This window comes from Halostella salina (assembly GCF_003675855.1).
Lineage (GTDB): Archaea > Halobacteriota > Halobacteria > Halobacteriales > Natronoarchaeaceae > Halostella > Halostella salina.
Genome location: NZ_RCIH01000009.1, coordinates 15233 through 37910, shown reverse-complemented (window position 1 = coordinate 37910; position 22678 = coordinate 15233). Strand labels below are relative to the sequence as shown.

The 22678-nt window shown below is 60.2% G+C and carries 26 protein-coding genes and 4 pseudogenes; 17 read left to right on the top strand and 13 right to left on the bottom strand.

Annotation, left to right across the window (positions count from 1 at the left end):
* Positions 1–175: 175 nt before the first annotated feature.
* The 8 genes and pseudogenes from D8896_RS16540 to D8896_RS16505 form a co-directional block, all read right to left on the bottom strand.
* Positions 176–686 (bottom strand): annotated as a pseudogene (locus tag D8896_RS16540) (hypothetical protein).
* A pseudogene (locus D8896_RS16535) lies at positions 683–1278 on the bottom strand (DUF7437 domain-containing protein). Before D8896_RS16535 ends, D8896_RS16540 begins: the two co-directional pseudogenes overlap by 4 nt.
* 143 nt (positions 1279–1421) lie before the next feature.
* Positions 1422–1763: a type II toxin-antitoxin system PemK/MazF family toxin gene (locus D8896_RS16530; RefSeq protein WP_121823227.1), complete on the bottom strand. Its 342-nt coding sequence runs from the start codon at positions 1761–1763 to the stop codon at positions 1422–1424.
* Positions 1760–2119, bottom strand: coding sequence for a MarR family transcriptional regulator (locus tag D8896_RS16525; protein ID WP_121823226.1), 360 nt, complete (start codon positions 2117–2119; stop codon positions 1760–1762). Before D8896_RS16525 ends, D8896_RS16530 begins: the two co-directional genes overlap by 4 nt.
* A gap of 86 nt (positions 2120–2205) precedes the next feature.
* Positions 2206–2587 (bottom strand): annotated as a pseudogene (locus tag D8896_RS16520) (DUF7558 family protein); the annotation flags it as partial.
* Positions 2587–2880, bottom strand: coding sequence for a hypothetical protein (locus D8896_RS19895; protein WP_121823340.1), 294 nt, complete (start codon positions 2878–2880; stop codon positions 2587–2589). The pseudogene D8896_RS16520 and the gene D8896_RS19895, both read right to left, overlap by 1 nt.
* 70 nt (positions 2881–2950) lie before the next feature.
* Positions 2951–3496, bottom strand: a complete 546-nt coding sequence (locus tag D8896_RS16510; protein ID WP_121823225.1) for a hypothetical protein — start codon at positions 3494–3496, stop codon at positions 2951–2953.
* 182 nt (positions 3497–3678) lie between these two features.
* Positions 3679–4122: a hypothetical protein gene (locus D8896_RS16505; RefSeq protein ID WP_121823339.1), complete on the bottom strand. Its 444-nt coding sequence runs from the start codon at positions 4120–4122 to the stop codon at positions 3679–3681.
* Positions 4123–4839: 717 nt separating this feature from the next.
* Between D8896_RS16505 and D8896_RS16500 the strand changes: the two genes are divergently transcribed.
* Entirely contained in the window at positions 4840–5283 is a 444-nt protein-coding gene (locus D8896_RS16500) for a DUF3592 domain-containing protein (protein WP_162991607.1), read from the top strand.
* Between the two features lie 216 nt (positions 5284–5499).
* Here the strand turns inward: D8896_RS16500 and D8896_RS16495 are convergent, their stop codons facing one another.
* Together D8896_RS16495 and D8896_RS16490 are read right to left on the bottom strand one after the other, a co-directional pair.
* A complete protein-coding gene (locus tag D8896_RS16495) occupies positions 5500–5787 on the bottom strand; it encodes an amphi-Trp domain-containing protein (RefSeq protein ID WP_121823223.1) in 288 nt (95 codons plus the stop codon).
* Between the two features lie 115 nt (positions 5788–5902).
* Complete coding sequence (locus D8896_RS16490; protein WP_121823222.1) at positions 5903–6232, bottom strand: GNAT family N-acetyltransferase; 330 nt, start codon at positions 6230–6232, stop codon at positions 5903–5905.
* A gap of 493 nt (positions 6233–6725) precedes the next feature.
* Between D8896_RS16490 and D8896_RS16485 the strand changes: the two genes are divergently transcribed.
* The 3 genes and pseudogenes from D8896_RS16485 to D8896_RS16475 all read left to right on the top strand — a co-directional run.
* A complete protein-coding gene (locus D8896_RS16485; protein ID WP_121823221.1) occupies positions 6726–8180 on the top strand; it encodes an APC family permease in 1455 nt (484 codons plus the stop codon).
* 4 nt (positions 8181–8184) lie between these two features.
* Entirely contained in the window at positions 8185–8838 is a 654-nt protein-coding gene (locus tag D8896_RS16480; protein WP_121823220.1) for a potassium channel family protein, read from the top strand.
* 268 nt (positions 8839–9106) lie between these two features.
* Positions 9107–9811, top strand: a pseudogene (locus D8896_RS16475) (RNA-guided endonuclease TnpB family protein); the annotation flags it as partial.
* 103 nt (positions 9812–9914) lie between these two features.
* Here D8896_RS16475 and D8896_RS16470 read toward each other — a convergent pair.
* Both D8896_RS16470 and D8896_RS16465 read right to left on the bottom strand, forming a co-directional pair.
* Positions 9915–10475 carry a class I SAM-dependent methyltransferase gene (locus D8896_RS16470; RefSeq protein ID WP_121823219.1) on the bottom strand — a complete coding sequence of 187 codons (561 nt, stop codon included), beginning with the start codon at positions 10473–10475 and terminating at the stop codon, positions 9915–9917.
* 1 nt (position 10476) lies between these two features.
* Positions 10477–10917, bottom strand: coding sequence for a DUF302 domain-containing protein (locus D8896_RS16465; protein ID WP_121823218.1), 441 nt, complete (start codon positions 10915–10917; stop codon positions 10477–10479).
* 160 nt (positions 10918–11077) lie between these two features.
* Here D8896_RS16465 and D8896_RS16460 point away from each other — a divergent pair, with 160 nt between their 5' ends.
* The 13 genes from D8896_RS16460 (at position 11078) to D8896_RS16400 (ending at position 22308) form a co-directional block, all read left to right on the top strand.
* Positions 11078–11542, top strand: coding sequence for a helix-turn-helix domain-containing protein (locus D8896_RS16460; RefSeq protein WP_310732962.1), 465 nt, complete (start codon positions 11078–11080; stop codon positions 11540–11542).
* Between the two features lie 40 nt (positions 11543–11582).
* Positions 11583–11996, top strand: coding sequence for a thioredoxin (gene trxA / locus D8896_RS16455; protein ID WP_121823217.1), 414 nt, complete (start codon positions 11583–11585; stop codon positions 11994–11996).
* A gap of 265 nt (positions 11997–12261) precedes the next feature.
* Positions 12262–13614, top strand: a complete 1353-nt coding sequence (locus D8896_RS16450; RefSeq protein ID WP_121823216.1) for an FAD-dependent oxidoreductase — start codon at positions 12262–12264, stop codon at positions 13612–13614.
* A complete protein-coding gene (locus tag D8896_RS16445) occupies positions 13611–14861 on the top strand; it encodes a M20 family metallopeptidase (protein WP_121823215.1) in 1251 nt (416 codons plus the stop codon). The genes D8896_RS16450 and D8896_RS16445 overlap by 4 nt, the downstream gene beginning before the upstream one ends.
* Before the next feature lie 93 nt (positions 14862–14954).
* The gene (locus D8896_RS16440) at positions 14955–15170 is read left to right on the top strand and encodes a YgaP family membrane protein (protein ID WP_205596864.1); all 216 of its coding nucleotides are present in this window, start codon (positions 14955–14957) and stop codon (positions 15168–15170) included.
* Positions 15171–15175: 5 nt separating this feature from the next.
* Entirely contained in the window at positions 15176–15769 is a 594-nt protein-coding gene (locus D8896_RS16435; protein WP_121823213.1) for a class I SAM-dependent methyltransferase, read from the top strand.
* A gap of 127 nt (positions 15770–15896) precedes the next feature.
* On the top strand, positions 15897–16133 hold the full coding sequence (locus tag D8896_RS16430) for a sulfurtransferase TusA family protein (RefSeq protein WP_121823212.1): 237 nt from the start codon (positions 15897–15899) through the stop codon (positions 16131–16133).
* Entirely contained in the window at positions 16130–17275 is a 1146-nt protein-coding gene (locus D8896_RS16425; RefSeq protein WP_121823211.1) for an NAD(P)/FAD-dependent oxidoreductase, read from the top strand. Before D8896_RS16430 ends, D8896_RS16425 begins: the two co-directional genes overlap by 4 nt.
* A gap of 2 nt (positions 17276–17277) precedes the next feature.
* A complete protein-coding gene (locus tag D8896_RS16420) occupies positions 17278–17904 on the top strand; it encodes a DUF1641 domain-containing protein (protein ID WP_121823210.1) in 627 nt (208 codons plus the stop codon).
* Between the two features lie 149 nt (positions 17905–18053).
* Entirely contained in the window at positions 18054–18362 is a 309-nt protein-coding gene (locus D8896_RS16415; RefSeq protein WP_121823337.1) for a thioredoxin family protein, read from the top strand.
* A gap of 17 nt (positions 18363–18379) precedes the next feature.
* Entirely contained in the window at positions 18380–19498 is a 1119-nt protein-coding gene (locus tag D8896_RS16410) for an aminotransferase class V-fold PLP-dependent enzyme (RefSeq protein WP_121823209.1), read from the top strand.
* Between the two features lie 373 nt (positions 19499–19871).
* On the top strand, positions 19872–21320 hold the full coding sequence (locus D8896_RS16405) for a cytochrome ubiquinol oxidase subunit I (RefSeq protein WP_121823208.1): 1449 nt from the start codon (positions 19872–19874) through the stop codon (positions 21318–21320).
* Positions 21313–22308 carry a cytochrome d ubiquinol oxidase subunit II gene (locus D8896_RS16400; RefSeq protein ID WP_121823207.1) on the top strand — a complete coding sequence of 332 codons (996 nt, stop codon included), beginning with the start codon at positions 21313–21315 and terminating at the stop codon, positions 22306–22308. Before D8896_RS16405 ends, D8896_RS16400 begins: the two co-directional genes overlap by 8 nt.
* A gap of 147 nt (positions 22309–22455) precedes the next feature.
* Here D8896_RS16400 and D8896_RS16395 read toward each other — a convergent pair whose 3' ends face one another.
* Complete coding sequence (locus D8896_RS16395) at positions 22456–22677, bottom strand: HalOD1 output domain-containing protein (protein WP_121823206.1); 222 nt, start codon at positions 22675–22677, stop codon at positions 22456–22458.
* Position 22678 lies beyond the last annotated feature (1 nt).

Below are 22678 nucleotides of genomic sequence, written 5' to 3'. Positions count from 1 at the left end.
GGGCTCTCCATTTTTTGAAATCGGCTCCCCTCTTGCGATAATAGTTGGAAAATTAACTACTCATTTAAGTGGATCCAGAGGATGCCAGCTTCGTCGACGAACACGATATCACGCGAACGGGAGACCAGTCTCTCGCCCGCGAGCTCGACGCTCGTGACCTCGACTCCGAATAGGCTCAGCTGTCACCGGCGACTAAGTCCTCGATGAACCGGAACCCGTTCACGAACGTCACTGAACCCCCGTAGCCCTCACTTCCGAGTACGGTTTCAGCTCCCTCCCCAGCCGCAATATCGGTCGTGTAGATGTAGACCTCGGTCGCCGACCCCGCGCTGAGATGCTGGGCAGCGAGGGCGGCGAGGGCAGCGTCCGCCCGTTCAACATCGTCGGCGGGTCGGTCGTCGACGTTCGCGATATACCGCTGGACGCCATCCATCACCCGCGAGACGACAGGCTCGGAGAACTCCAGCGGTGACGCAACTGTCGCTCAACCCTCGTCGATCGCGGCGTCAACCGACGGGGCTTCGACATCGGGGTCGTCGACGGTCAGCCCCTCGTACACCCGTTCGGGCAGGACGAAGGTGATGTGGTTCCGGCGAGCGAACCGCCGAACGGCCTGATAGCGGCTGTTTGAGGGCTGTCCCCATTGCGACGAACAGGCCGGTGTCGGCGATGTGAAGCCGGCTCACGCGTCGTCAGCGCCGTCGCCGTCGATGGCCAACCCCTCGACCCTGCCCCGGCCTCCTCGATCTCGTAATGTTCGTGGACGAGGGGGCGGAGCGCCTGGAGGATCATCTCCGCAGCCAGCGGCGAGATGTCCAGATCCTCGGCCATCAGGCGGTGGGTCACCTCGCCGCGCTCCCGAGCAACCGCGTAGGTGAGCGCGGTCGCGAGGCCGGCGACGCCGTGGCGGTCGATGTGGGTGTCGATGTCGGCGTCAGTCTCACGGCGGCCGACAGCATCGATGAGCGCCGGCGTGATCGTGTACTCGCGGTCGCCCGCGGTCGTCGGCACGGTCAGGTCGATCTCCCGGGCGGCGTACCGGCGCGGCTGCTCGTCGTCGGTGACAGTGAGGACGCCGGCGTCGACGAGCCGGTTGACGTAGCTGTAGGCGGTCCCCTGTGCGAGTTCGAGGTCGTCCATCACGTCCTGAACGGTCGCCTCCCCCTCCCGAGCGAGGTACGCGTACAGCTGGGCGAGCTGTGGCTCCTCGAGGAGGTCAGCGACCGAGAGGAAGTCCTGGACGATGTCGCCGTCGCCGCGGTTTGCGGTATGTACCACGGGCCGTTCTCGATTACAGTTTACAGCGAATCAGCAAAGACTGTTTGGGGTGACTCTACTGGCATCGCGTATCGCGACCAGTCGAGAATCAGCTGACACAGGACGTACTGACGAGGTGATAGCTACCACGACAGAAGGTGGTCTCAGGCGGAAATGTAGTCGGTCAACTGGTTTGCCACGTCTTCGATGCGTTCGTCGGCCAGCGAGGTGAGATACTGGTCGACATCCGCAGCACTGGTGAGCGTCGCGGTCGACCACGGGAGAACGTGGCTTCGTTCCCCTAGTGGGTCACCCTCGTAGTCGCCGTCTCGGAGCGTGATCGACTCCTCGTGATAGGTCTGCGTGGAGATGAGGGCCGTGATGAGTTGCGCACCGTGGGCCGGGAATTGGGGAGCTCCCAACAGGAGCATCGGGCGCCCTTTTTCCGAGAGCGGGTCACTCGCCCAGACGATGTCACCGCGGTCCAGATCTTCGAACGCCGTCACTGCACGTCCTCCATGTCGTCAGTCTGGAGGTCCTCGAGACGCTCCTCGCCGTACTGGTCATCCGCTGTCTCATGGTGACGGTGGAGCCGGTAGGCAGATTGGAGCCGTTCCTCGTCGTCCGTGATCGCCCAGTACGGGCGCTTGTGCCGCACCAGCCCACGTTCCTTCAATCGCGAGAGGAGCGCGCTGACAGCGTCGGTCTCCAGACCAAGTCGCTCGGCGATCGTCGCTGCCTTCCACGCCCGGTCGTCGTGCTCGTCGAGGAACAGCACGATCCGCTCGGTATCGGTCCGTTCCTCGAAGTCGTCGGCGTCGGCGTTCTCGAACTCCTCGATATCGATGGTGCCGCTCGACATAAAGTAGTGTTGGAACTGTTGGAACATAGCTGTTTGGTATGTTTGGTATTTGGGTTAGTGAGGTTCCGGACCGAGAGATGGGACCACTCCACCGGCGTCGCGACGAGATGCTCCTCGAGGTCGCGCGTCCAGTACGTCGCAAGGCCACCCGGACTACAGCGGGCGCACAGCTGCAACGGGCCTTCCAGATGCCCGAGATCGACACGGAATCGCGTGAGCCGGGCGGGACCGGAGGTCCCGCTGGAAGCCGGCGTTTCACGCCGGCGACGCTGCGAGCGTATCGACGACCAGCCCACAGCCGTCACAGGCGACGTGATCGCGCTCGTCGGGATCCGGCTCCGTCTGAATCGCGCAGTCGACACAGATCGGGTGGGTGACCCGCTCGTCCTGCCCCCAGGTATGGGCCTCGCCAGTCTCGGTACCGGGCGGCGCGTCGCAAAACGCACAGCCGACGAGGGTCTGCTGCATCACTCGTCCTCCCCGTCGGCGTCGCGGCCGGCCGCCCAGCCACGGTGGAAGACGGCCAGCTGTGTCGTCGAGTCGAACGCGGTGCCGCTCGGCTCGTGAACCAGAACTTGGTCCTCGGGAACCGGAGTGACGTCGTCCGCGTCGACGAGGTCGTTGACCAGGCGTTGGGCCGTCGAGTCGTCGACGTCCGCCGTGTCGACGCCGATGGCGTCGCGGTCCTGGGCGAGCTGTTCCTTCTCGAACCGTTCGTAGTCGGCACTCGTGTCGTCGTGCGGATCGGGACCTGCCTTAATGGATCACGCAGCGCCCGCTGTTGCGCGCTGCATGTCTCTCGGCGCCGACAAACAGTCAGGGCGGACAGTATCAGTCCGGTCGGGGGTCGCAATAGCCGATGACGGCGACGTCGTCGATGAACAGGACGCCCTTCATGAAGTCGAGCTTGGTCAGGCTGTGCTGGTAGAGGTTATGTCGACCAAGGTAGTTCACCGGCACCACCAGACAGCCGAACTCGATCTTCGGCCGGCCATCTTTCTGGGTGCGGTACCCCTTCTGGAACTTGAGGAGGTCGTCGCTGACGTTCTTCCGCTTGCTCTTCTCGACCTCGATGGCGATACGGGCGTCGGCGTCGTAGAGGTCAACGCTGTAGTGAAACCCCTGATGCGACCAGAGCTTGCAGTTCGGGTTGTAGCTGCCGGCGGCGTCCCCTTCGTACTCGTACTGCGAGAGCTTGTCGGCGATCGCGGCATCGAAGCCGCCGACCTCTGTGTGCTTCGTCGAGCCGTCGAAGACGCTTGCTGGGACGGCCTCGACGGCTTCCCGAATCGACGTCAACGAATCCTCCGGAAACACCTCGGACGAGGTTTGGGTACGGCGCTCGCTCAGTTTGGTGACCTCCTCGACGACGACCATACTCGCTCTCGAGGAGGAGCGGGCCGATAAAATCCGTCGTGACGGCCGTTCGAGCCGACCGGTCGCCAGGATTCATTCACTCGAGGGTCGGGCGGTGGGTGGGGGCGAGGAAGTGGATCCAACCCCCTGCGTTAACCAACACAATGCCGGTATCGGCCGAGAATGTTGGTTAAGTCTAGCCGCTACGGTGTTCGGAGCTCTCGAACTGGCTTCACGACGAAGGTGTCTGACTCACGGGCTGCTTCTACACCTGACTGCTCCGCCGTTGACGTTGAGGGCGACCGCGTGAGTTGGGTGATGAGCTCGTTGCGAACGGCTCGTCGAGGGATGGTGGTCTCCTGCCAGCCCAGCCGATCGTCGAAGCGCCGTTTCTGGAGCTGCTCGCCGACGTCGTCGCGGGTGACGTACTGCGTCCGCGTCGACCGCCCGACCTGGTGAGCGACGAAGACGACGCCCACGGCCTCGTGTGTGAGCTCGACGAGAGTACACTCCACGAGGGCGACGACTGACGCGTGATCCCGGTCGGTCGGAACCGTCATTTCGAGGGCCACCCACGGCGCCTCACCGTCGGGGGTGGTTCCTGCGTGATGCGCTGCTCGTGTCTTGCTGTGTCGTTCCGAAGCCATCGTCTCTCGGGGGCACGTGATGCGCCCCGCCACCCTCTCGCGGGGGCGACAGACACCACCGAAACGCACCCCGTCAACCTATGCGCTACATCTGATACTTCCGTCGTTCCGCTACCTCTGTGATGGCCCCTCGGCCTGAGAGAGCCGGCGGCCTTCGCACACTGCATATCGCCTCTTTCTTTGGACGAAACCCGCGATATACAAGGCGAAATAACGGACTCAAATTGCAGAAGAACCTCGTCGGGCCGATTTGAGAACGTAGAAATCACCTCGACAAGTTCCGAGATAAAACTGTGATTTCAAAAATTGCTCGACGGCGGGGTAACGAGGATGATTTCGGGCGTATCTGGATACCTTGGGACCACTGCTTCACCAAGTCTGAATCCATCGAGGTTCCCGCAGCGCAGCACTTCGAGCCGTGAAACACCCCGATTCCCCTAGATCCTGGTTGTCTTAGCCGCTGAAAATTGCTCGACGGGTGTTCAGAAGAACCGGATCCTAGTTCGCAGAATAATTTTCGACATTCTGAGGGGAGTCCCACTGCTGAAACCCTCCCAACTCACACAACCGGTTTGCTGAATATCGGGGTAAATGCAGAAAGCTCCCGATGTTTGTTTCACACCTTCGAGGAAGAATTGGCCGTTAATTAGGTTTGCATGTGTTACGCAGTGAGAAACACGTCAAAATTAACATTCAGTAGTCTAAACAATGACGAATATGTCGAAGCTGTCTCTGATAAGTATAATACTGGGGATTGTGCTGCTCGGAGTTGCTGGATACATGGCATACTCTCAGCAACAAAGCCTCTCGTCCGGGGTGCAGATTGAAGCCACGGTAGAGAGCAAAGAAGTCACCATGGATTCCTCAAAAAGGGGGGACAGGTACACACCCCACGTCACTTACAGCTACACGTACAACGGAACCCAATACACTTCCGACAACATCAGCCCGGGAATAGGAACAAAAGCGTCCGACACAAGGACTGCCGCGGAAGACAGAATTGACCAGTACAATGTCGGGGAGACAACCACGGCCTATGTCGTGCAAGGCTCACCCTCGAAATCGTATCTTAAGAAAAAGAGTAGCCCTCTACCACTTATATCCGGCATCTTAGGCCTATTCCTGATCGGAAGACCAGTCTACAAATCCGTCGCTTCTTAATTTCGAACCGCTCCGTTAGGGTGATGTCCTTCCGCTTGGTTGCTGAATCACTGCTTCATCTTCTGGCTCTAAGTCTCGCACGTGATTCGTAACAATATTATGGTATTTTTGTGTGTCGGGCTGGTATGTGGGTATCCTGTCTCTACCAGTGTCGGGGAACGACGGAGTCCCCGACAAGTTCCAAGCTATCCCCCGTTAGATAGATAGGCGGAGTGACTACTCAATTTCTAACTGACCACTTTTGCTGCCATCCTCACCGTCGTTCTCGTCCCATTCGAGTTCGAACTCGATACTGCGTTCAGTCATGTTGCCAGCCGGACCTTCGCGTTCAGCTTTGACCTCGAAGGTTGGTCGAGCAGGGGGATTTAGTGTTACAGACTCGGAGCCTGTTTTCAGGTTGATGGGATCTCCGCTTTCGAGATTGTCCGCGACTTTCCGGAGGTACGATGCAATCTCTTCTCGACTTTGGTCGCTCTCCGATTTGAACAGCACTTCTTCAGGCATACTGAACGATACGCTGCCTGGCCCGATAAGTGAATCCCCTGTACTTTGCAAAAGAGGTGCCCACAGAGAAGTATAATCGTAGGCCCCAAGAACTGGTCTATGTATCTTACACGAGTCAGATTTCTATCTTCCAGCCAACATCATCTGAGGTCTCCTCGAATCCCTCTGTATTGAGGATATGTTCCATAGCCGGATGTACGGCATTATTCACCGTCACTTCCGAAATGCCGTGATCCTGGCTGAGAGATATAAACTCCTGAAGTGCAGTTCGTGCAATCCCTTTCCCTTCCCAGTGGGGTTCTACCTCAATATGCTCAAGCTTCCCGGGAAAGCCTTCGATTGCACCGACGTATGTCCCATATACGAGAATCGCGTATCCTAGTGTGGCCTCGGTAAACTCGACATCTTCAGTACTGACTTGGTCGATCTTGTCTGGATCACTCATCTTTCGCATACAGTTCCAGGTATACCTGAAATTATGGGGACCGTCTTGCAGTATCGGTGGTTTGGGACGAAAAAGTAGCTTGTGGGACTTGGTACGGGGATGAAGTTACGACAGGAGTGGAAACTAGTGTATAAATCTACCGTGAGACTGTGGGTTTCGTCCTGACCGGAAGGAACTTTTCAAGTTTCTCCCCGAACGTGATGTTCAATCACGCAGCCGCTGAGAGGCATTGCGCCAAGATTAATATAAGACGTACGATGCGCTCGGTGTTGAAACCCTCAGATGATGACACATTCGGCGTGCGAGATACAGAGGATCAGTTCAGCAGAGAGTTCTCGTAGGAGACTACTGGATTCGACCAGCACCGCGCAGAGATATCAGTATCAAATACCGGTATGATTCCCGATATCAAAGAACTCACCCCGGTTGATAAATAAGTAACCAAAATACCGCACCACACTATGCACGACGGGCGAAATGGTGAGTGCGAGTAATGAGTGAGAACCAGACCCGATCCCCGGAAGCCGAACTCGGGTTGCTCGACGCCACGATGATCGGAATGGGCGCGATGATCGGAGCCGGGATCTTCGTGCTGACGGGGCTGGCCGCCGAAATCGCTGGCCCGGCTGCGATCCTCGTCTTCGCGCTGAACGGCGTTGTGACCGCATTCACCGGCCTTTCGTATGCGGAACTAGCCGCCTCGATCCCGAAAAGCGGTGGCGGATACGCCTTCGTTAGGGAGATCTTTGCGGATCTTTCCTCGTTCATCATGGGCTGGATGCTCTGGTTCGCCTACATGATCGCGGGGGGGCTCTACGCGCTTGGCTTTGCACCGAACTTTCTAGAACTGTTGCACGTCTATGGAGTTGTTCCGCCGCCTGACGAAGTAGGTGCTGTCGTGATACCGGTCGTTGACGTGGGCGTGCCACTTGCGTTACTATTGGCGTTCGTCGCCGTTCTCGGTCTCGTTGCGCTCAACGCCGTCTCGACGGCTGCCAGTGGCAGCGCTGAGACGGTCTTCACCATCATCAAAGTGAGTATCCTCGTTGTGTTTGTCGGCTTCGGTCTTGCCTCCCCGATGTTTTCCGGGGCCGAGTTCCAGCCGCTGTTCTCAGAAGGTGCGGGTGCGACCGCACTCCTGCCAGCCATGGGGTTGACGTTCATCGCCTTTGAGGGATACGACCTCATCACGACCGTCACCGAGGAAGTCGAGAACCCCCGTGAGAACATCCCGAAAGCGATCTTCGTGAGTCTGCTTGCGACCGTCATCGTCTATCTGGCGGTCGTCACCGTCGCCGTCGGCACGCTCGGGGCGGAGGGCCTCGCCGACGCCGGCGAGGCAGGGATCGCCGCGGCGGCGACATCGTTCATGCCGACCGGACTGCCGATCATCCAGAACGGCGGGGCAATCATCGTCTTCGGGGCGGTCTTCTCGACGCTGACAGCCCTAAACGCGGTCGTGATCGCCTCCTCGCGGGTAGCGTTCTCAATGGGCCGTGAAGGACAGTTGCTGCCTTCCTTCGGCCAGATTCACCACCGATACGGAACCCCGTTCGTGGCAATCCTCACCAGCGCAGTCGTGATGCTCGGGTCAGTGGCACTGCCGACACAGAGTGCCGGAAACATGGCGAGCCTGTTCTTTCTGCTCTCGTTCATCATCGTCAACGTCGCCGTGATTCGGCTCCGGCGGGAGCGACCGAATATGAACCGCCCCTACAAGATGCCCTATTACCCGGTTCCGGCATTGCTCGGTATCGCGCTGAACCTGCTTCTGGCCGGGGTGCTCGTGGAATATCTTATGCGGACTGATCCGCTGGCGCTCGTCCTCAGCGCCGCGTGGATCCTGCTTGGCGGCCTCGTGTACGTTGCGCTCGACCGTCTGAAAGCGCAACCGGACCGCGGACCAATCGAGAGTAACACGGAAATATCACTGTCGGGTGAAGACTAAACACATGACCAGCAATTACGACATACTCATCGCGGGTGGCGGGCGCGTCGGCTTCCAGACAGCGGAGAGACTCGCCGACCTCGGGCACGACGTAACGATCATCGAACAGGACGACAGGGTTGTCTCAGAGATAGCTGACGAGTGGATTGCGACGGTCATCCAGGGCGATGCGACTAACCCCGACATCATCGAACAGGCCGGCATCGAACAAGCCAACGTGATCGCAGCGCTCACGGGTGAAACCGGGTTGAACCTCGCGGTCTGTCTGGCTGCCCGGGAGTTGTCACCTGAAATCCGGACGGTGGCACGTATCGACCGCGTGGCCGGAGAGTCCTACACTCGGCTCGTGGACGCGGTGTTGTTCCCCGAGCGGGCCGGTGCCCGGGTGGCGGCAAACGAGATTCTCGGCAGCGACGTGCAGACGCTGGCAGACGTAACGGGCAACCTAGATATTCTGCTCGTCCGAGTCGCGGAGGGAGCGCCGGCCGCTGGAAAAAAACTGGCTGACGTGCGTTTTCCCGCGGGGACACTGATTGTCTCCGACGACGATGGCAACCGAATCGCTCGATCCGACACGACTCTGACACCCGGCAGTCGCTACGTCGTCGCTGTTGAACCAGATGTCGCCGACGAAGTGATGAATCTGATGCGAGGGTAGTCATTGTCTCCGTTTCAGGCGGCGGAGTTTGTCAGCAAACACTTGTTCCGACTGCTGAATATGCGTTCTGTATGCAGCACCCCGCTGAAACATATCACCCACAAAAGGTTTCAACAAGGCCACGCCAGCAGGAACCGAGAGGCCAACAGGCGGGCAGAATGAGACTGTCTACTGTTCCATTGCAGTGCCGGACTTCTCACCGTTTTACTTCCACCCCGAATGGCTGAAACATGTGATTCTCACAAGAGAGTGATTAAGTAGGGCGACGATGGGCGAGATCACAAAAACGCTCGAACTGAAACTTGTGGACCCGAACGTCCACAAGCGTCAGAAATTCGAGAGACGCGGGACACGTACCAGCCGGCGCTTCAGGCCGCCTTCGCCGCTGGCTGTGACACAGAGGTAGCGGCCAACGACGTGGTCGTCGAGTACGACCTGAGCGCCTACGCGAAAAATGCCATCAAGAAGTACGTCCCACAACTCCACAACAGCTACGACGCCGACGAGTTGCACGATGATCGCCCGGGACGGTTCACTAACGAGGGACTACAACTCGATCACCAGCCACAGAACGCTATCGAGTGGTACGTCAAAATCCCGCACCACGAGGATTACCACATCTGCATACTGGTACATATCAATCCCGACCAGCGGGAATGGCTCGAAGCGGTGTACGCAGGCGGTGCTGAAATGGGGTGAAAGTCGGCTGTTCGAGCGGGCCGGAACGTGGTATCTCCTCGTCACCGCTACCCGCGAAGTGGAGGACAAATCTGAGGCGTCCACCAACGAGCAAACGCCCATCGGCGTGGACATCGGGGAAGCGAGTTTCGTCACGGTGTGTCACCGCGAAAAGCACGGTTCTCCTGTTCGCCACGAACTGTGGACCGACGACGGCAAGACCGTTCGTCGGCTCCGCAAAACCTACTTCACCTCCAAACAACGCCTGCAGAAGAGTGGTAGCAAGCGAATCGCAGCTGATTCGACGTTCGATATCGTTGAGCTTGAACGTATGCATTTCGGCGTAACACCGATCCGGCCGTTCGTACGAGGAATCCTCCGAAAACGGGCGTAGTCCTCTATCTGAGCTCGCCGATAAGGAGGAACGTCTCCGTCCGGACGGCAGTATGCTCGATGTGAAATCCAGCTTCGCGGAGGTCGTTCGCCGTTTCCGCACCACTGAATCGTTCATCAAGTGGAGGCCCGTGGTCTCCGCTCCCCGTTGCCGCCCAATCGACGATAATCAATCGACCGACGTCCGTTAGCACGCGGGTGATCTCGTCCAGCGCCTCTTCCCCAGCGAACTCGTGGTATGTCATCGTCGAGAATGCGGCGTCGAGGCTGTTCGTATCGAGCGGGAGATCATCGACGCCACTCGTCACGAGGTCGACGTTCTCGGGGACGCCTTTCTCCCGGTAGTAATCGTGCATCGTCTCCTGGATGTCGACGGCGTGCACGTGGTCGACAGCTGGTGCGACGTCGTCGGTGTAGAACCCGGTCCCGCTGCCGAGATCTGCGACCGTCTCGTCGCCATCTGTTGACAGTGCCCAGAGAAGTTCTTCCGTCGAGAGGAAGCGGTAGCGTCGCTGTGCGTCCTCAAGTTTGTCGGCGCGGTCGGCGTCGAACGTGTGATATCCCATGTTAGAGGTTCGCGAACGCTTCGTCGACGAGTTCGCCGGTGTCGGCGACGATGTCTGCCATCTCCTCGTTGTCCGGCGCCATCCCGACGAGGCGGGCGATGCGCATGATGGAGACGTGATAGACGACCTGTTTGCCGGGTTCCTGCTCCCAGATAACGACGTTGCAGGCCATGAGCGCACCGAGTTTGTTGTCGGTCGCGTCGAGCGCGCGGTCGGCTACCTCGGGGTTGCACGCACCGAGCACGTAGTAGGGGTCGCGGCCCGCGTCGACCTTCTCGTTGAGCATCTCGGAGGGCGAGAACTCGACGGGGACGCCGAACCCGGCGTCCGTGAACACGTCCCGGACGTGTTCGATCGCGTCCTCGTGGCTCATCTCGAGGGTCGCCTGTTCTTCGCCGATGTCCGCCGGATCGATCTGGGTCGGGTCGATTGGGAGCGTCATTCGTGTATTATCTTGGGTCTTTAGAACAAAGTCTCTTCGGGTATTCTCCCGCAAAAGCGTATCTTCATTGGAAATGAATCGATCTGGTACCTGCTCGGCCAACGGAGTATTGTAGTATTCAGGAACAGCTTTAATCGTCTCTGTCACCCTATCTTCGGACATGGTGGTCACGTCAATGCGTGAGGACCTAGAGCGCGACCTGGGGTGCCTCGACCTCCCGGGTTGCATTCACGGGCTCAACGATCGGGATCAGATGGTCTTTCAGCTGCTACAACAGGTAGAGGAGGGTTTCACCGGCGACGACGTCGCAGAACGAATGGATTGTGAACCCTCGACTGCGTATCGTTCGATTTCTCGGCTCCTTGAGGCCGGCGTGGTAGTTTTGGAGCAAGTAAACTACGATCATGGAGGGTACTACTACGTGTATCGTTCGCGGACATCCGAGGAAGTTGTACACGACATCCAGCGATTGCTCAACGATTGGTATACGGCCATCGGACTGCTTATTCAGGAGTTCGAAGATCGATATAGACCGGACTCTGAGAACCGAGAGAACCAGCCGCTGCAGTCCTGTCCCTATCACCCGTTAGTTCAGCTCTCTGGTGGGGTAGTATTGTGCGATTAATACAAAATACATAAGTCGATTCGGTTCGAACGGGTACCTAATGGCTGAAGATATCGAGGAGATCCGACGACAGAAATTGGCGGAGCTTCGAAATCGAACTGAACCGGATAGTGCTGAGAAGTCCACCTCGGAGAGTCCGTCTGGACCCATTCATATCAACGGCAACACCGAGCTATCCGATACTGTCGCTGAGTACGACACCGTACTAGCCGACTTCTATGCCGATTGGTGTGGCCCGTGTCAGATGCTCGAACCAGTCATCGAAACGATCGCGGCCGAGACTAGTGCGACCGTGGCGAAAATCGATATCGACACGAACCGGCAACTCGCCGCCGAGTACGGTGTTCAGGGCGTCCCGACCCTTCTCCTGTTCGCTGACGGTCAGCCAGCGGAACGGCTCGTCGGAATGCAGGACGAAGCACAGCTTCGTTCAGTGATCGAAACGCACGCGTGAGTCCTTGTTGTTGATGGGATTGTTGACGCGGATGGACGCCATCCGGACGACTCACTCGTTGGCTTGCTGACGCTCGTCGGCCACCTGCTGATCGCCGTCGTATGAGCGTTCCTGATGAGTGACCGCTGTACTGCTTGACCACTCCAGCCTCCGATGCCTCCTTCCACCACTCTCCAAGTAAGGCCGTTTTGAGCTAGGAATGAGTATGTAGTAATATTGTAAAAACTACAAAATACTTTTGACTCTCCCGTACCAACTCTCAGATATGAGCGACACGTTCGTGGTCATCGGTGGTGACGCTGCGGGAATGAGCGCCGCAAGCAAAGCCAAGCGTGCAAACCCGGAGCTGGACGTCGTCGTCTTCGAGAAAGGCGAGTGGGTGTCCTACGCCGCCTGCGGGATGCCCTACTACGTCAAGGGCGAGGTCGACGACCTGGAGGACCTCGTCGCCGTGACGCCCGAAGAGTTCCGTGAGAAGCGCGATATCGATCTCCGGATAGGTCACGAGGTCGTCGGCATCAACCCTGAGGGTGAAACCGTCACCGTCGAGGGTGACGGCGAAACGTTCGACCAGCCCTACGACCACCTCCTCGTCGCGACGGGCGCAAGCGCTATCGAACCACCGTTCGACGGCCTCGGCCTCGATGGGGTGTTCACGATCCATAACATGGATGAGGCCGATGCCATCGAGAACTACGTCACCGAACACTCGCCGGACTCCGCGGCTATCGTCGGCGGCGGCTACGTCGGCATCGAGATGGCCGAAGCGCTGTCGGCGCGCGGCGTCGACGTCCACCTCTACGAGATGCTGCCGCACGTCCTCCAGCCGTTCGGTGACGCGGTGGCCGAGGTCGTCGAGGACCACCTCCGCGAGCAGGGAGTCGAACTGCACCTCGACACCGCCGTGTCAGGCTTTGAAGGTGCCGAGCGGGTCGAGCGCCTCACGCTCGACGACGAGTCAAATCCCGCCGACGTCGCCATCGTCGGCGTCGGTGTCGAACCGAACACCGACCTCGCGGTGGATGTCGGCATCGAGCTTGGGGAAACCGGGGCGATCGCGACCGACCAGTACGGTCGGACGAACTACGAGAATATCTACGCTGCGGGCGACTGCGCCGAGGCACGCCACGTCGTGACTGGCAAGCCGGACCACGTGCCCTTGGCGCTGACGGCCAATCGTGCTGGCCGTGCGATCGGACAGACCGTCGCCGGTGATACGGAGCCGGTCGGCGAGATCGCCGGGACGGCTATCGTCAAGGCGTTCGACCTGGGTGCCGCCCGAACTGGGATCCTCGAGGAGGAACGGGCACGGGAGGCCGGCTTCACCCCCGTCTCGGTGACGATATCGGCACCGACGCGGGCTCACTACTACCCCGGTGGTGCGGAGCTTACGGTCACGCTAGTGGCCGACCGGGATTCTGGCCAGCTGTTGGGCGGGAGCGTGGTCGGCCGGGAAGGCGCGAAGCGCATCGATACTGTCGTGACGGCGCTCACGGCCGGTATGACGGTGACTGAACTCCGGGACGCTGACTTGGCGTATGCGCCGCCGTTCAGCCCCGTCTGGGATCCGATTCTGACGGCGGCGAAAGTCCTCGAAGTGGAGCTGGCTGGCGAATGAGCGACGAAAGTCCTTCCGAGTACGTCCGGGCACACCGTGAGGATCTGATCTCGCTTGCCCTCGACCTGCTCGCAATCGATACGACAAACCCGCCGGGCGACACCCGCGATATCGTCACCGAAATCGAGCGGTCCCTCGGGCCACTTTCAGTCGACACCGAGCGTGTCGTGGCCGATCCGGCGAAACCGAACCTCCTCGTACGGGTTCCCGGGCAGGCGGACCAGACGCTGCTGTACAACGGGCATCTCGACACGGTGCCGTTCGATGCCGACGCGTGGACACACGACCCACTGGGAGAACACGTCGACGACCGCGTCTATGGTCGTGGCGCGACCGACATGAAGGGGGCCGTAGCGTCGATGCTGTTCGCCATCCACGCGTATGCAGCCACCGACGCCGATCCGCCAATCGATCTCCTGTTCGCTTTCGTCAGCGACGAGGAAGTGGGCGGTGACGCCGGGCTGCCGGCGCTGCTAGAGGACGGCCAACTCGACGCAGACGCGTGTGTGATCGGTGAACCGACCTGCGAGGCGGGCCGCCACTCGGTGACAGTTGCCGATCGGGGGAGCATCTGGTTGACGCTCGAAGCGGGCGGTGAGGGGGCCCATGGCTCACGGCCACCACTCGGCGTGAATGCGATCGATCGACTCTACGACGCGGTCGAGACGATGCGTGAACGGTTCGGCTCCCAGCGACTCGAGATCGCCGCTGACGTAGCTCCGATCATCGAGGAATCGGTCGAATATTACGCCCCGTCGATGGGCGAGGATGTCGCTCGTGAGCTGTTCTGGTACCCCTCGATCAATCTCGGTATCCTCGAAGGGGGCGACGCTATCAATAGCGTCCCGCAGTCCGCCCGTGCCGAGGTCGACGTGCGGCTGGCAGCTGGTGTCCACACTTCCGACGTGCTCGCGGGGATCCGGGATTGCGTTGCCGACTGTGAGGGGATCACGATTGCTGACGTGTCGTGGAGTGTCGGGACTGCCGAGGCTCCCGACAGCCCACTTGTCGAAGCCGTCGCGTCGACGGCAGCGGCTGTCACGGAGACGCGCGTCTACCGGCGGAGTGGTACGGGCGGCGGGGACGCCAAGAAACTCCGGAATGCGGGGATTCCAACCGTCGAATTCGCGCTTGGAACCGACACCGTCCACGCGCCCGACGAGTATGTCCCGGTTGACGTGCTCGTCGACAACGCAGTCGTCTACACACAGCTTCCTGCCGAGTGGCGATCCCAGATCACTCAGTAGCGGCCCGGTGACCGACGGATATGCCTGCAAACGTCTCAGGTGGCAGCTGTTCGTCGAGAAAGACTTAGGTAGTTGTATTGCGTACTTGTGGGTATGAAAAACAATATTGGTGCGACGGACAGGAAGACTCGGATCGTCGTCGGGTTAGTGGTCGGGCTCATCGGCTTGGCAACACTCAGCGGTCTCCTTGGACTCGAGCCGACGATCGGTGCAGCACTGTCCCTCGTGGGCCTCATCCTTATCGGCACCGGACTCGTTCGAGTGTGTCTCCTGTACCGCTTGTTGGGCATCGATACGTCCCGCCCCTGATAGCGATGGAGCGGTTCCAGAACACCGGCCAGCCCGATTGGGACTGGTGGAGTAAGCTCTGGCCGACGCCCGGTGCGACACTCCGGAAACTCGGCATCGGGACGAGCAAATCGGTTGCCGAAGTGGGATGTGGAAGCGGGTATTTCGTACTGCCGGCTGCCCGCATCGTTGAGCCTGAATCGGTGTACGCGCTGGATCTTGACGAAGTCCTACTCACTGAACTCGATCGCCTCGCAGAACAGCAGAACATCGAGAACGTCGTTCCAATTCATGATGACGCTCGCAACCTGCCCGAAGTACTCCCCGAACGTGTCGACACACTCGTCGTAGCAAACACCTTCCACGGTATCGACGAACAAGCGACGTTCGTCCAGAACGCGTTCGACACAATCGAACCAGACGGGAGTCTGGTGATCATCAACTGGCACGAGCAGCCACGCGAAACGACGACTGTGGAGGGTCAGCCCCGTGGCCCCCCGACTGAACTTCGAATGGCACCCGGAGAGACCAACGATACCGTGCGCTCGGCATCCCCGTTCGTACTCGGTCGGCAGGTCGATCTGCCGCCGTATCACTACGGAGTTGTATTCGAGCGATAGGTGCTCCCACTTTCATATGAGCCTTTCACTGCCTCTTTCTGACTAACACGACTACGTATTTCAGAATCTTGGAACTAATACACAATACTAAAACCCTCCACCCCCAACCACCACGTGTGAGATATTTATGACTGACATCGAACCTGACGCGACCGTTGATGCCAGAGGCGCGGCCTGCCCTGGTCCATTGATGGACCTCATCGGAAAGATTCGGAGTGCAGAATCCGGGGACGTGATTCGACTCCTGAGCGACAACGACCAGTCACTCACCGATGTCCCCGAGTGGACCGAGGAAGCCGGTAACGAACTGTTAGCTGTCGATGAGCTCGACGACTACAACGCGTTCTACGTGGAGAAAGCATGACCGAGCACGTCGTCATCGTCGGCGGCGGGACCGGTGGAACAGTCCTCGCGAACGACCTCGCTGACCGACTCAAACCGGAAATCGCCGCCGGCGATGTCCGCGTCACGCTAGTCAACGACGACCCAGATCATGTCTACAAGCCGGTCTGGCTGTACGTGCCGTTCGGCCAGCGTGAGCCGGACGACGGCCGTCGTCCGCTCAGCGAACTCGTCGACGACGCGATTGACCTGCAGATCGACCGCGTGTCCGATATCGACACCGGGTCCCAGCAGCTCCAGTTCAGTGGTAGCTCCACATCGGTCGACTACGACTATCTTGTGTTGGCGACCGGATCGACGCTAGAACCTAGTCACATACCCGGCCTCGCTGAGGGCGGATACAACTACTACAGTGAGTCGGGAGCGACTGCCCTCCGCGAGGAACTACTGGAGTTCACGGAGGGCGAACTGGTGTTGAGCGTCATCGGGACCCCTCACATGTGTCCGGCAGCGCCACTCGAGTTCGTCTTCATGGCCGACGATTGGTTCCGCGAGCGCGGCCTCCGGGACGACGTCGACATCACCTACACGTACCCGGTCCAGCGCGTCCACGGCAACCCACATATCGCCGAGTGGGCTCAGCCGATTATGGACGACCGCGGCATCAACGTCGAGACGCTCTTCAACGCCGAGTCGGTCGACCCCGAGGCAGAGACGATAACGTCGATGGAGGGAACCGACCTCGACTACGACCTCCTCGTGACGATCCCGCCTCACGCCGGTATCGACCTGATCGAGGAGGCTGGCCTGGGCGACGATGGCTGGGTCGACGTCGATAAACACACGCTCGAGGCCGAGGCTGCCGAGAACGTGTACGCGCTCGGTGATACCGCTGACACCGGTGTCCCGAACGCGGGCAGCGTCGCGCACTACCAGGCCAGCGTTGTCGGCCAGCGCCTCGCCAGCGAGCTTCGTGGTCGTCCGCCGACGGCGACCTACGACGGCAAGACGCTCTGTTTCATCGAGACGGGGCTGAACGCGGCGTCGTTCGTCGAGTTCGACTACGAGAGCCCGCCGTCTCCAGCACCGCCTTCGCAGAAACTGCACTGGTCGAAACTGGCGTACAACGAGTCCTACTGGCTGACTGCGCGAGGGTTGCTCTGACCATGTCCGAGAGAGAGGCAGCCGAGCCAACTGACCTCGAGACTGCGATCGAACAGAACCCCGAGGCAGTCGCCGAGTTCGTGGAGCATCTCGACGCTGTCAACGAACTGTTGGAGGTACTTTCACTAGGGGAGAGCGCGCTTTCCGACGAGATGGTCCGCGAACTCTCGGCCACCGGAGCGACACTCGCTGAGTCCGCAGATGGGCTAGCAACTGACGAAACAGTGGCGTTGGCCGAGGCTGTTGGTGAGAACGGCGACGAACTTCGAGACGCGTTAGACACGCTGCTTATCCTCCAGCAAACCGGGACACTCGACGAACTGGCTGAACTCGCCGAGGTCGCGTCGCTAGGGACTGCGGCGCTCGATGACGAGATGGTCACGTCACTGGCCGGGACGGGCGCCGCGCTCGGCGAGGTCGCACAGACGGCGTCCGAAGATGCCACTCGTAACGGTATCGAAACGCTGCTGTCGAGCGTCGGTGAGGCGGAGCAGGAACCGCCAGAGCAGGTCGGGGCCGTCGGCTTGCTCCGAGGGCTACGCGACCCTGATGTCCAGTACGGACTCGGATACCTGCTGGAGCTGGCAGGAGCGATCGGCCGGGAACGGACCAACGACGAATCCCAGTAACGAACAACTGCTGGCTCGCCCTTGTTAGCGGAATTTTTCCCGGTCGCTCACTTCCACGCTCGAATTTATATTGTGCGATAGTCCCAAGATTATTAAACACACGGCACGTAGCGTCTATAATGACAGCTCAGATAGCGGAGACGGAGAGTGTGATTTCGCTCGGGGATGGCGACATCGAATCGGTCGTCGGAGACACCGACGTCACTCTCGTGGAGTTCTACACGGAGTGGTGCGGTACGTGCCAGCGGATGAAGCCGATGCTCGAAACGATTGCAGCGGACACGGATGCGGCGGTCGCGACGATCGATATCGAGTCTCACCTCGAGATCGCAATCGAGTTCGGTGCCCAGAGTACTCCCACGTTCGTTCTGTTCGTGGATGGCCAGCCGGTGAAACAGCTCCGGGGTGGCCAAACTGAACAGTCACTGCGTGACTTGATCGGGACGTACAGCGACTAATGCCGAGAGACCGACTGATGACTCCTACCGAACTTCGGGCTGACACGCCCGCACTGGACGAAGACATCTACCTGAATTTCGGTGCTCACGGCCCGAGTCCACGGTACGTCGTTGAAGCTGCCGACGAGTTCGTTCGCTCCCACGAGTACGAGGCGAGCACTCGCAACGACCCCTACGAAGGCGCGTTCGATGCGTACGACCGAGTACGGGAGCGCGTCGCCACTTTCGTCGGCGCGGAGGCTGACGAGTTGGGACTCGTGGAAAGTACGACCGCAGGCATCAACGCTGTCGCGAACGCGATCGACTGGTCGCCCGGCGATACCGTTGTCCGGACCGATCTTGAACACCCTGCGGGGATGCTTCCGTGGCAGCGCCTCGAACGCGAGGGTGTTGAGGTCCGAGTCGTCGAGACCGAGGGCGGCCGCGTTGATCTCGACGACTTCGCCCTGGCCGTCGATGACGCGGAGCTGGCGTGTTTCAGCGCTGTCACATGGACACATGGGACGCGATTACCCGTCACTGAGCTCGTTGACATCGCGCACGAGGCCGGTGCGCTTGCGCTCGTTGATGCCGTTCAGGTGCCGGGTCAGCTTCCAATGAATGTCTCCGAGTGGGGCGCGGACGTCGTTGCGGCGGCGGGACACAAGTGGCTGCTGGGCCTGTGGGGTGGCGGCTTCCTGTACGTCGATCGTGAGGTCGCTGAGTCGCTCCAGCCGTCCACAGTGGGATACCGAAGCGTCGAGACACCGATGGCGGATCCCTACGAGTTCGCCGCCGGCGCCCGACGATTCGAGGTTGGATCGTCGAACCCGGCCCCCCACGTCGCCCTGGCCGAGGCGATCGACGTGATCGACGAGGTCGGGGTCGACCGTATCGCGGATCGAATTCAAAAGCTTGCGGGCCGGCTGGCCGACGGTATTCCCGACGAGCGACTGTACAGCCCGGGGAATCCCGAGTCGGGGCTCGTGACCATCGACGTTGATGACCCTGAAGCGACGGTCGACAGACTCGCGTCAGAGGGTATCGTCGTTCGTGCCTTGCCGACGCCGGAGGCCGTCCGCGCGTCGGTCCACGCGGTCAACACCCGGGCTGAGATCGATCAGTTACTCGACGCGCTGGACTCGGAGTGGACCTGACGCAGTTACCGTGTTACAAACCAAAAAACTCCATTTCGGATTGCGCACTTCGTCACGTTGAATTCAGAATCAGTCCCCCTTGGGACACTGGCTCTTTGTCGTCACTCGCTGCCGGCGCGCCGGGTTTCCATCGCCGACCTGCCCTCTCCTCCTTCGATGGGACTGGTTTTCTCGCCACAGTGCTGGTTATCGTCACCTCGAGAAATCCGATTCCATCCATCTCGTTTACCAAAGCATAAATAAATAAATATATAGAAAAATAAGTTGTCTGAAATGGGCGGAGAGTGTCCTACAAATAAAAATTTTGTGTTGATCACCGCAAATCGAGAATCGTGTGACTACTCATGACCTAATGTCCCGTATCATTTGGTGTATGGGTCTAACGACACTGCTGTCCACCGTCGACCTGGGGTGGGTGGCGTTGCTCTCCCCAGAGATCGCGAGCCGCATGCAGTTCGGATGGACGATCTCCGTTCACATCATCTTCGCGTCTCTCTCGATCGGGCTTGCACCCTTTATTATCTACTTCACGTGGAAAGACGTACGGACGAACGAGAAGCAGTATGCCCGATTGCGCTCGTTTTGGGTGAAGGTGTTCGCCGCCGGCTTCGTGATGGGTACAGTCACCGGGATCCCGATGAGCTTCCAGTTCGGCACGAACTTCCCACAGTTCGCCGAGGTTGCCGGTGAACTGATCGGCGGCCCACTGGCGTTCGAAGCGAAGATGGCGTTCTTCCTGGAGGCCGTCTTCCTCGGGGTGTTGCTGTACGGCCGCGACCGCGTTACGGATCGAACATATATCATCTCGTCGGTACTCGTTGGCTTCGGCGCTTGGCTGTCGGGGTTCTGGATCCTGATCGTCAACGCCTGGATGCAGACCCCACGGGGCTACGAGATGGTCACCCGCAACGGGATGGAAGTCGCCAAACTAACCGACCCGGTCGCCGCGTTCCTCACTCCGCGAATGCCCTGGATGTACGTTCATATGATGAACGCGTCGGTGATCTCAGTCGCACTGCTGGTCGCGGGCGTCTCGGCGTACATCGTCTGGAAAAAGCCCGACGCTGAAGCCTGGAACACCGCACTCAAGCTGGCTGTCGTACTCCTGATCGTCTCCGCACCGTTCCAGGCGGTCCACGGCGACGCCTACGGCCGCCACGTCGCGGACACCCAGCCACAGAAGTTCGCCGCGATGGAGGCCCACTACGAGACGGGTCAGGCCGACCTGCACCTGCTCGCGTTCCCGAAGTCCCCCGACGCACTCACCGACCCGCGAGCCGAGAACCTCTTCACCGTGAGCCTCCCCGCAGTCGGGTCGTTCCTCGCCAGTGGCGGGGACTTCGACGCCGAGGTCATCGGACTGAACGAGTACGAGGAGAACCCCCCCGTAGCACTCGTGTTCTGGTCGTTCCGCTTCATGGTCGGGCTCGGGTTCCTGTTCATCGGGCTGGCGCTATGGGGCGGGTACCTCATGTACCGCGGGCGGCTGTCTGACAGCACACGCTATCTGAAGGCGATGATCGCTGCATCGCCACTCGGCTACGCCGCGTTGCTCACCGGCTGGTACGTCACCGAGATCGGCCGCCAGCCGTGGGTCATCCAAGACGAACTCAGGACCAGCGAGGCGGTCTCCTCGACGCTAACCGGGACGGAAGCGACACTGACCCTATTCGTGTTCGTCGTCGTCTACGTCGGCCTGATTCTGACGGCCCTGTACGTTCTGAAGTGGCTCGTCCGGGAAGAACTCCAGACGCTCGGTGTCCGCGAGTCGAATGAGGGCCGCTGGCGCGGTCCGATCCCGGTGGTGAGCGACGATGACTGACCAGCTGATACCCGTCGACTCCTACCTCGTTGAGTCGCTGCCGGAGATATGGTTTGGTGCCGTGCTGTTCGCACTGGGGATGTACGTCGTCCTCGACGGATTCGACTTCGGCATCGGAATGCTGTATGCGACCCGAACGGACGAACAGGAGCGGGAGACGTTCCTGTCGGCGTTCGGACCGGTCTGGGACGCTAACGAGGTGTGGCTGGTCGCCTTCGGGACGATGCTACTGGCGGCGTTCCCGCGGGTTTACTCCCGCCTCCTCGCGGACAACTACCTGCTCGCAATCGGGTTCGTCCTCGCGTTAGTGTTCCGGGGACTTGGCCCGGAACTTCGCGAGCAGCGCGACGAACAACGATGGAAGCGCTACGCAGACTACGCCTTCGTCGGCGGCAGCGTGGTCGCGCCGCTGCTGTTCGGGATGCTCGCCGGCCGCTGGCTGTTCGGCGGCGCGACGCTGCCAGTGGTGCTGACTGGCGTCGGGCTGGTCGCCGTCTCGGTCGTCACGGGTGCGGCGTTCCTCGCGGCCAAAACCGAGCCCGGCCTGGCGTCGGAACTGCGTTCGTACGGTATCGGTGCAACACTGGCGTACCTTGTTGGGGTGGTCGTGCTGCTTGGAACTGTCGTCCTGACCGACGCGGGCGGGGCTGCCGACACGGTCCTCTCGCTTCCCGTTGCCGCGGTCGTCGCTCTCTCGGTCGTCGTGGGGCTGGGCGGGAGCTTGCTGGCCAAACGCGGCCAGTACCGGGTCTGGCTGGCGAGCGCGCTGGCGCTCCCCACACTGTTGACGATTCTGGTCGCAATTCTGCTGTACCCGACGATCTATCCGCCGACCGGGCTGCTGATTCGGGAAGCGGTCGTATCGCCGCTGGCGCTGAACCTCGTAACTGTCCTCGGATTCCCGGTGTTACTGCTGGTACTGTGGTACTTCAAGTTCCTCTACGGCGTATTCAGCGGGCCAATAGAGGGTGATGGCTACGGGGGCTGACATCCTCAAAGACCTGCCTTTCCGGAACAACTTGGGCGATCATACACACGGCCGGTCTCACCGCCGAGTATCCGTTGAAACCAAACGGGACCGCTGAGGGGGTATTCGGTGAAGTACGGGGTGCAGTGAGAGAAACGACAGTCTGCTTCAGTCGACCTGTACACGACCGCTGTCGTCGACGACGACATCGTGACCACGATACGCGAATCGCACTTCGAGGTCAGACGCCCTCGAATCCTCGACCAACGTTTCGAGCGCATCCGGATCGACGACCTCGGCTAGCGGCGGATCGAGTGTGACTGGCTCGACGCCCGCTGCCTCCGCGACGGCATCGACAATCTGGGGAATCGGATTCTCGAGTTTGTTCATC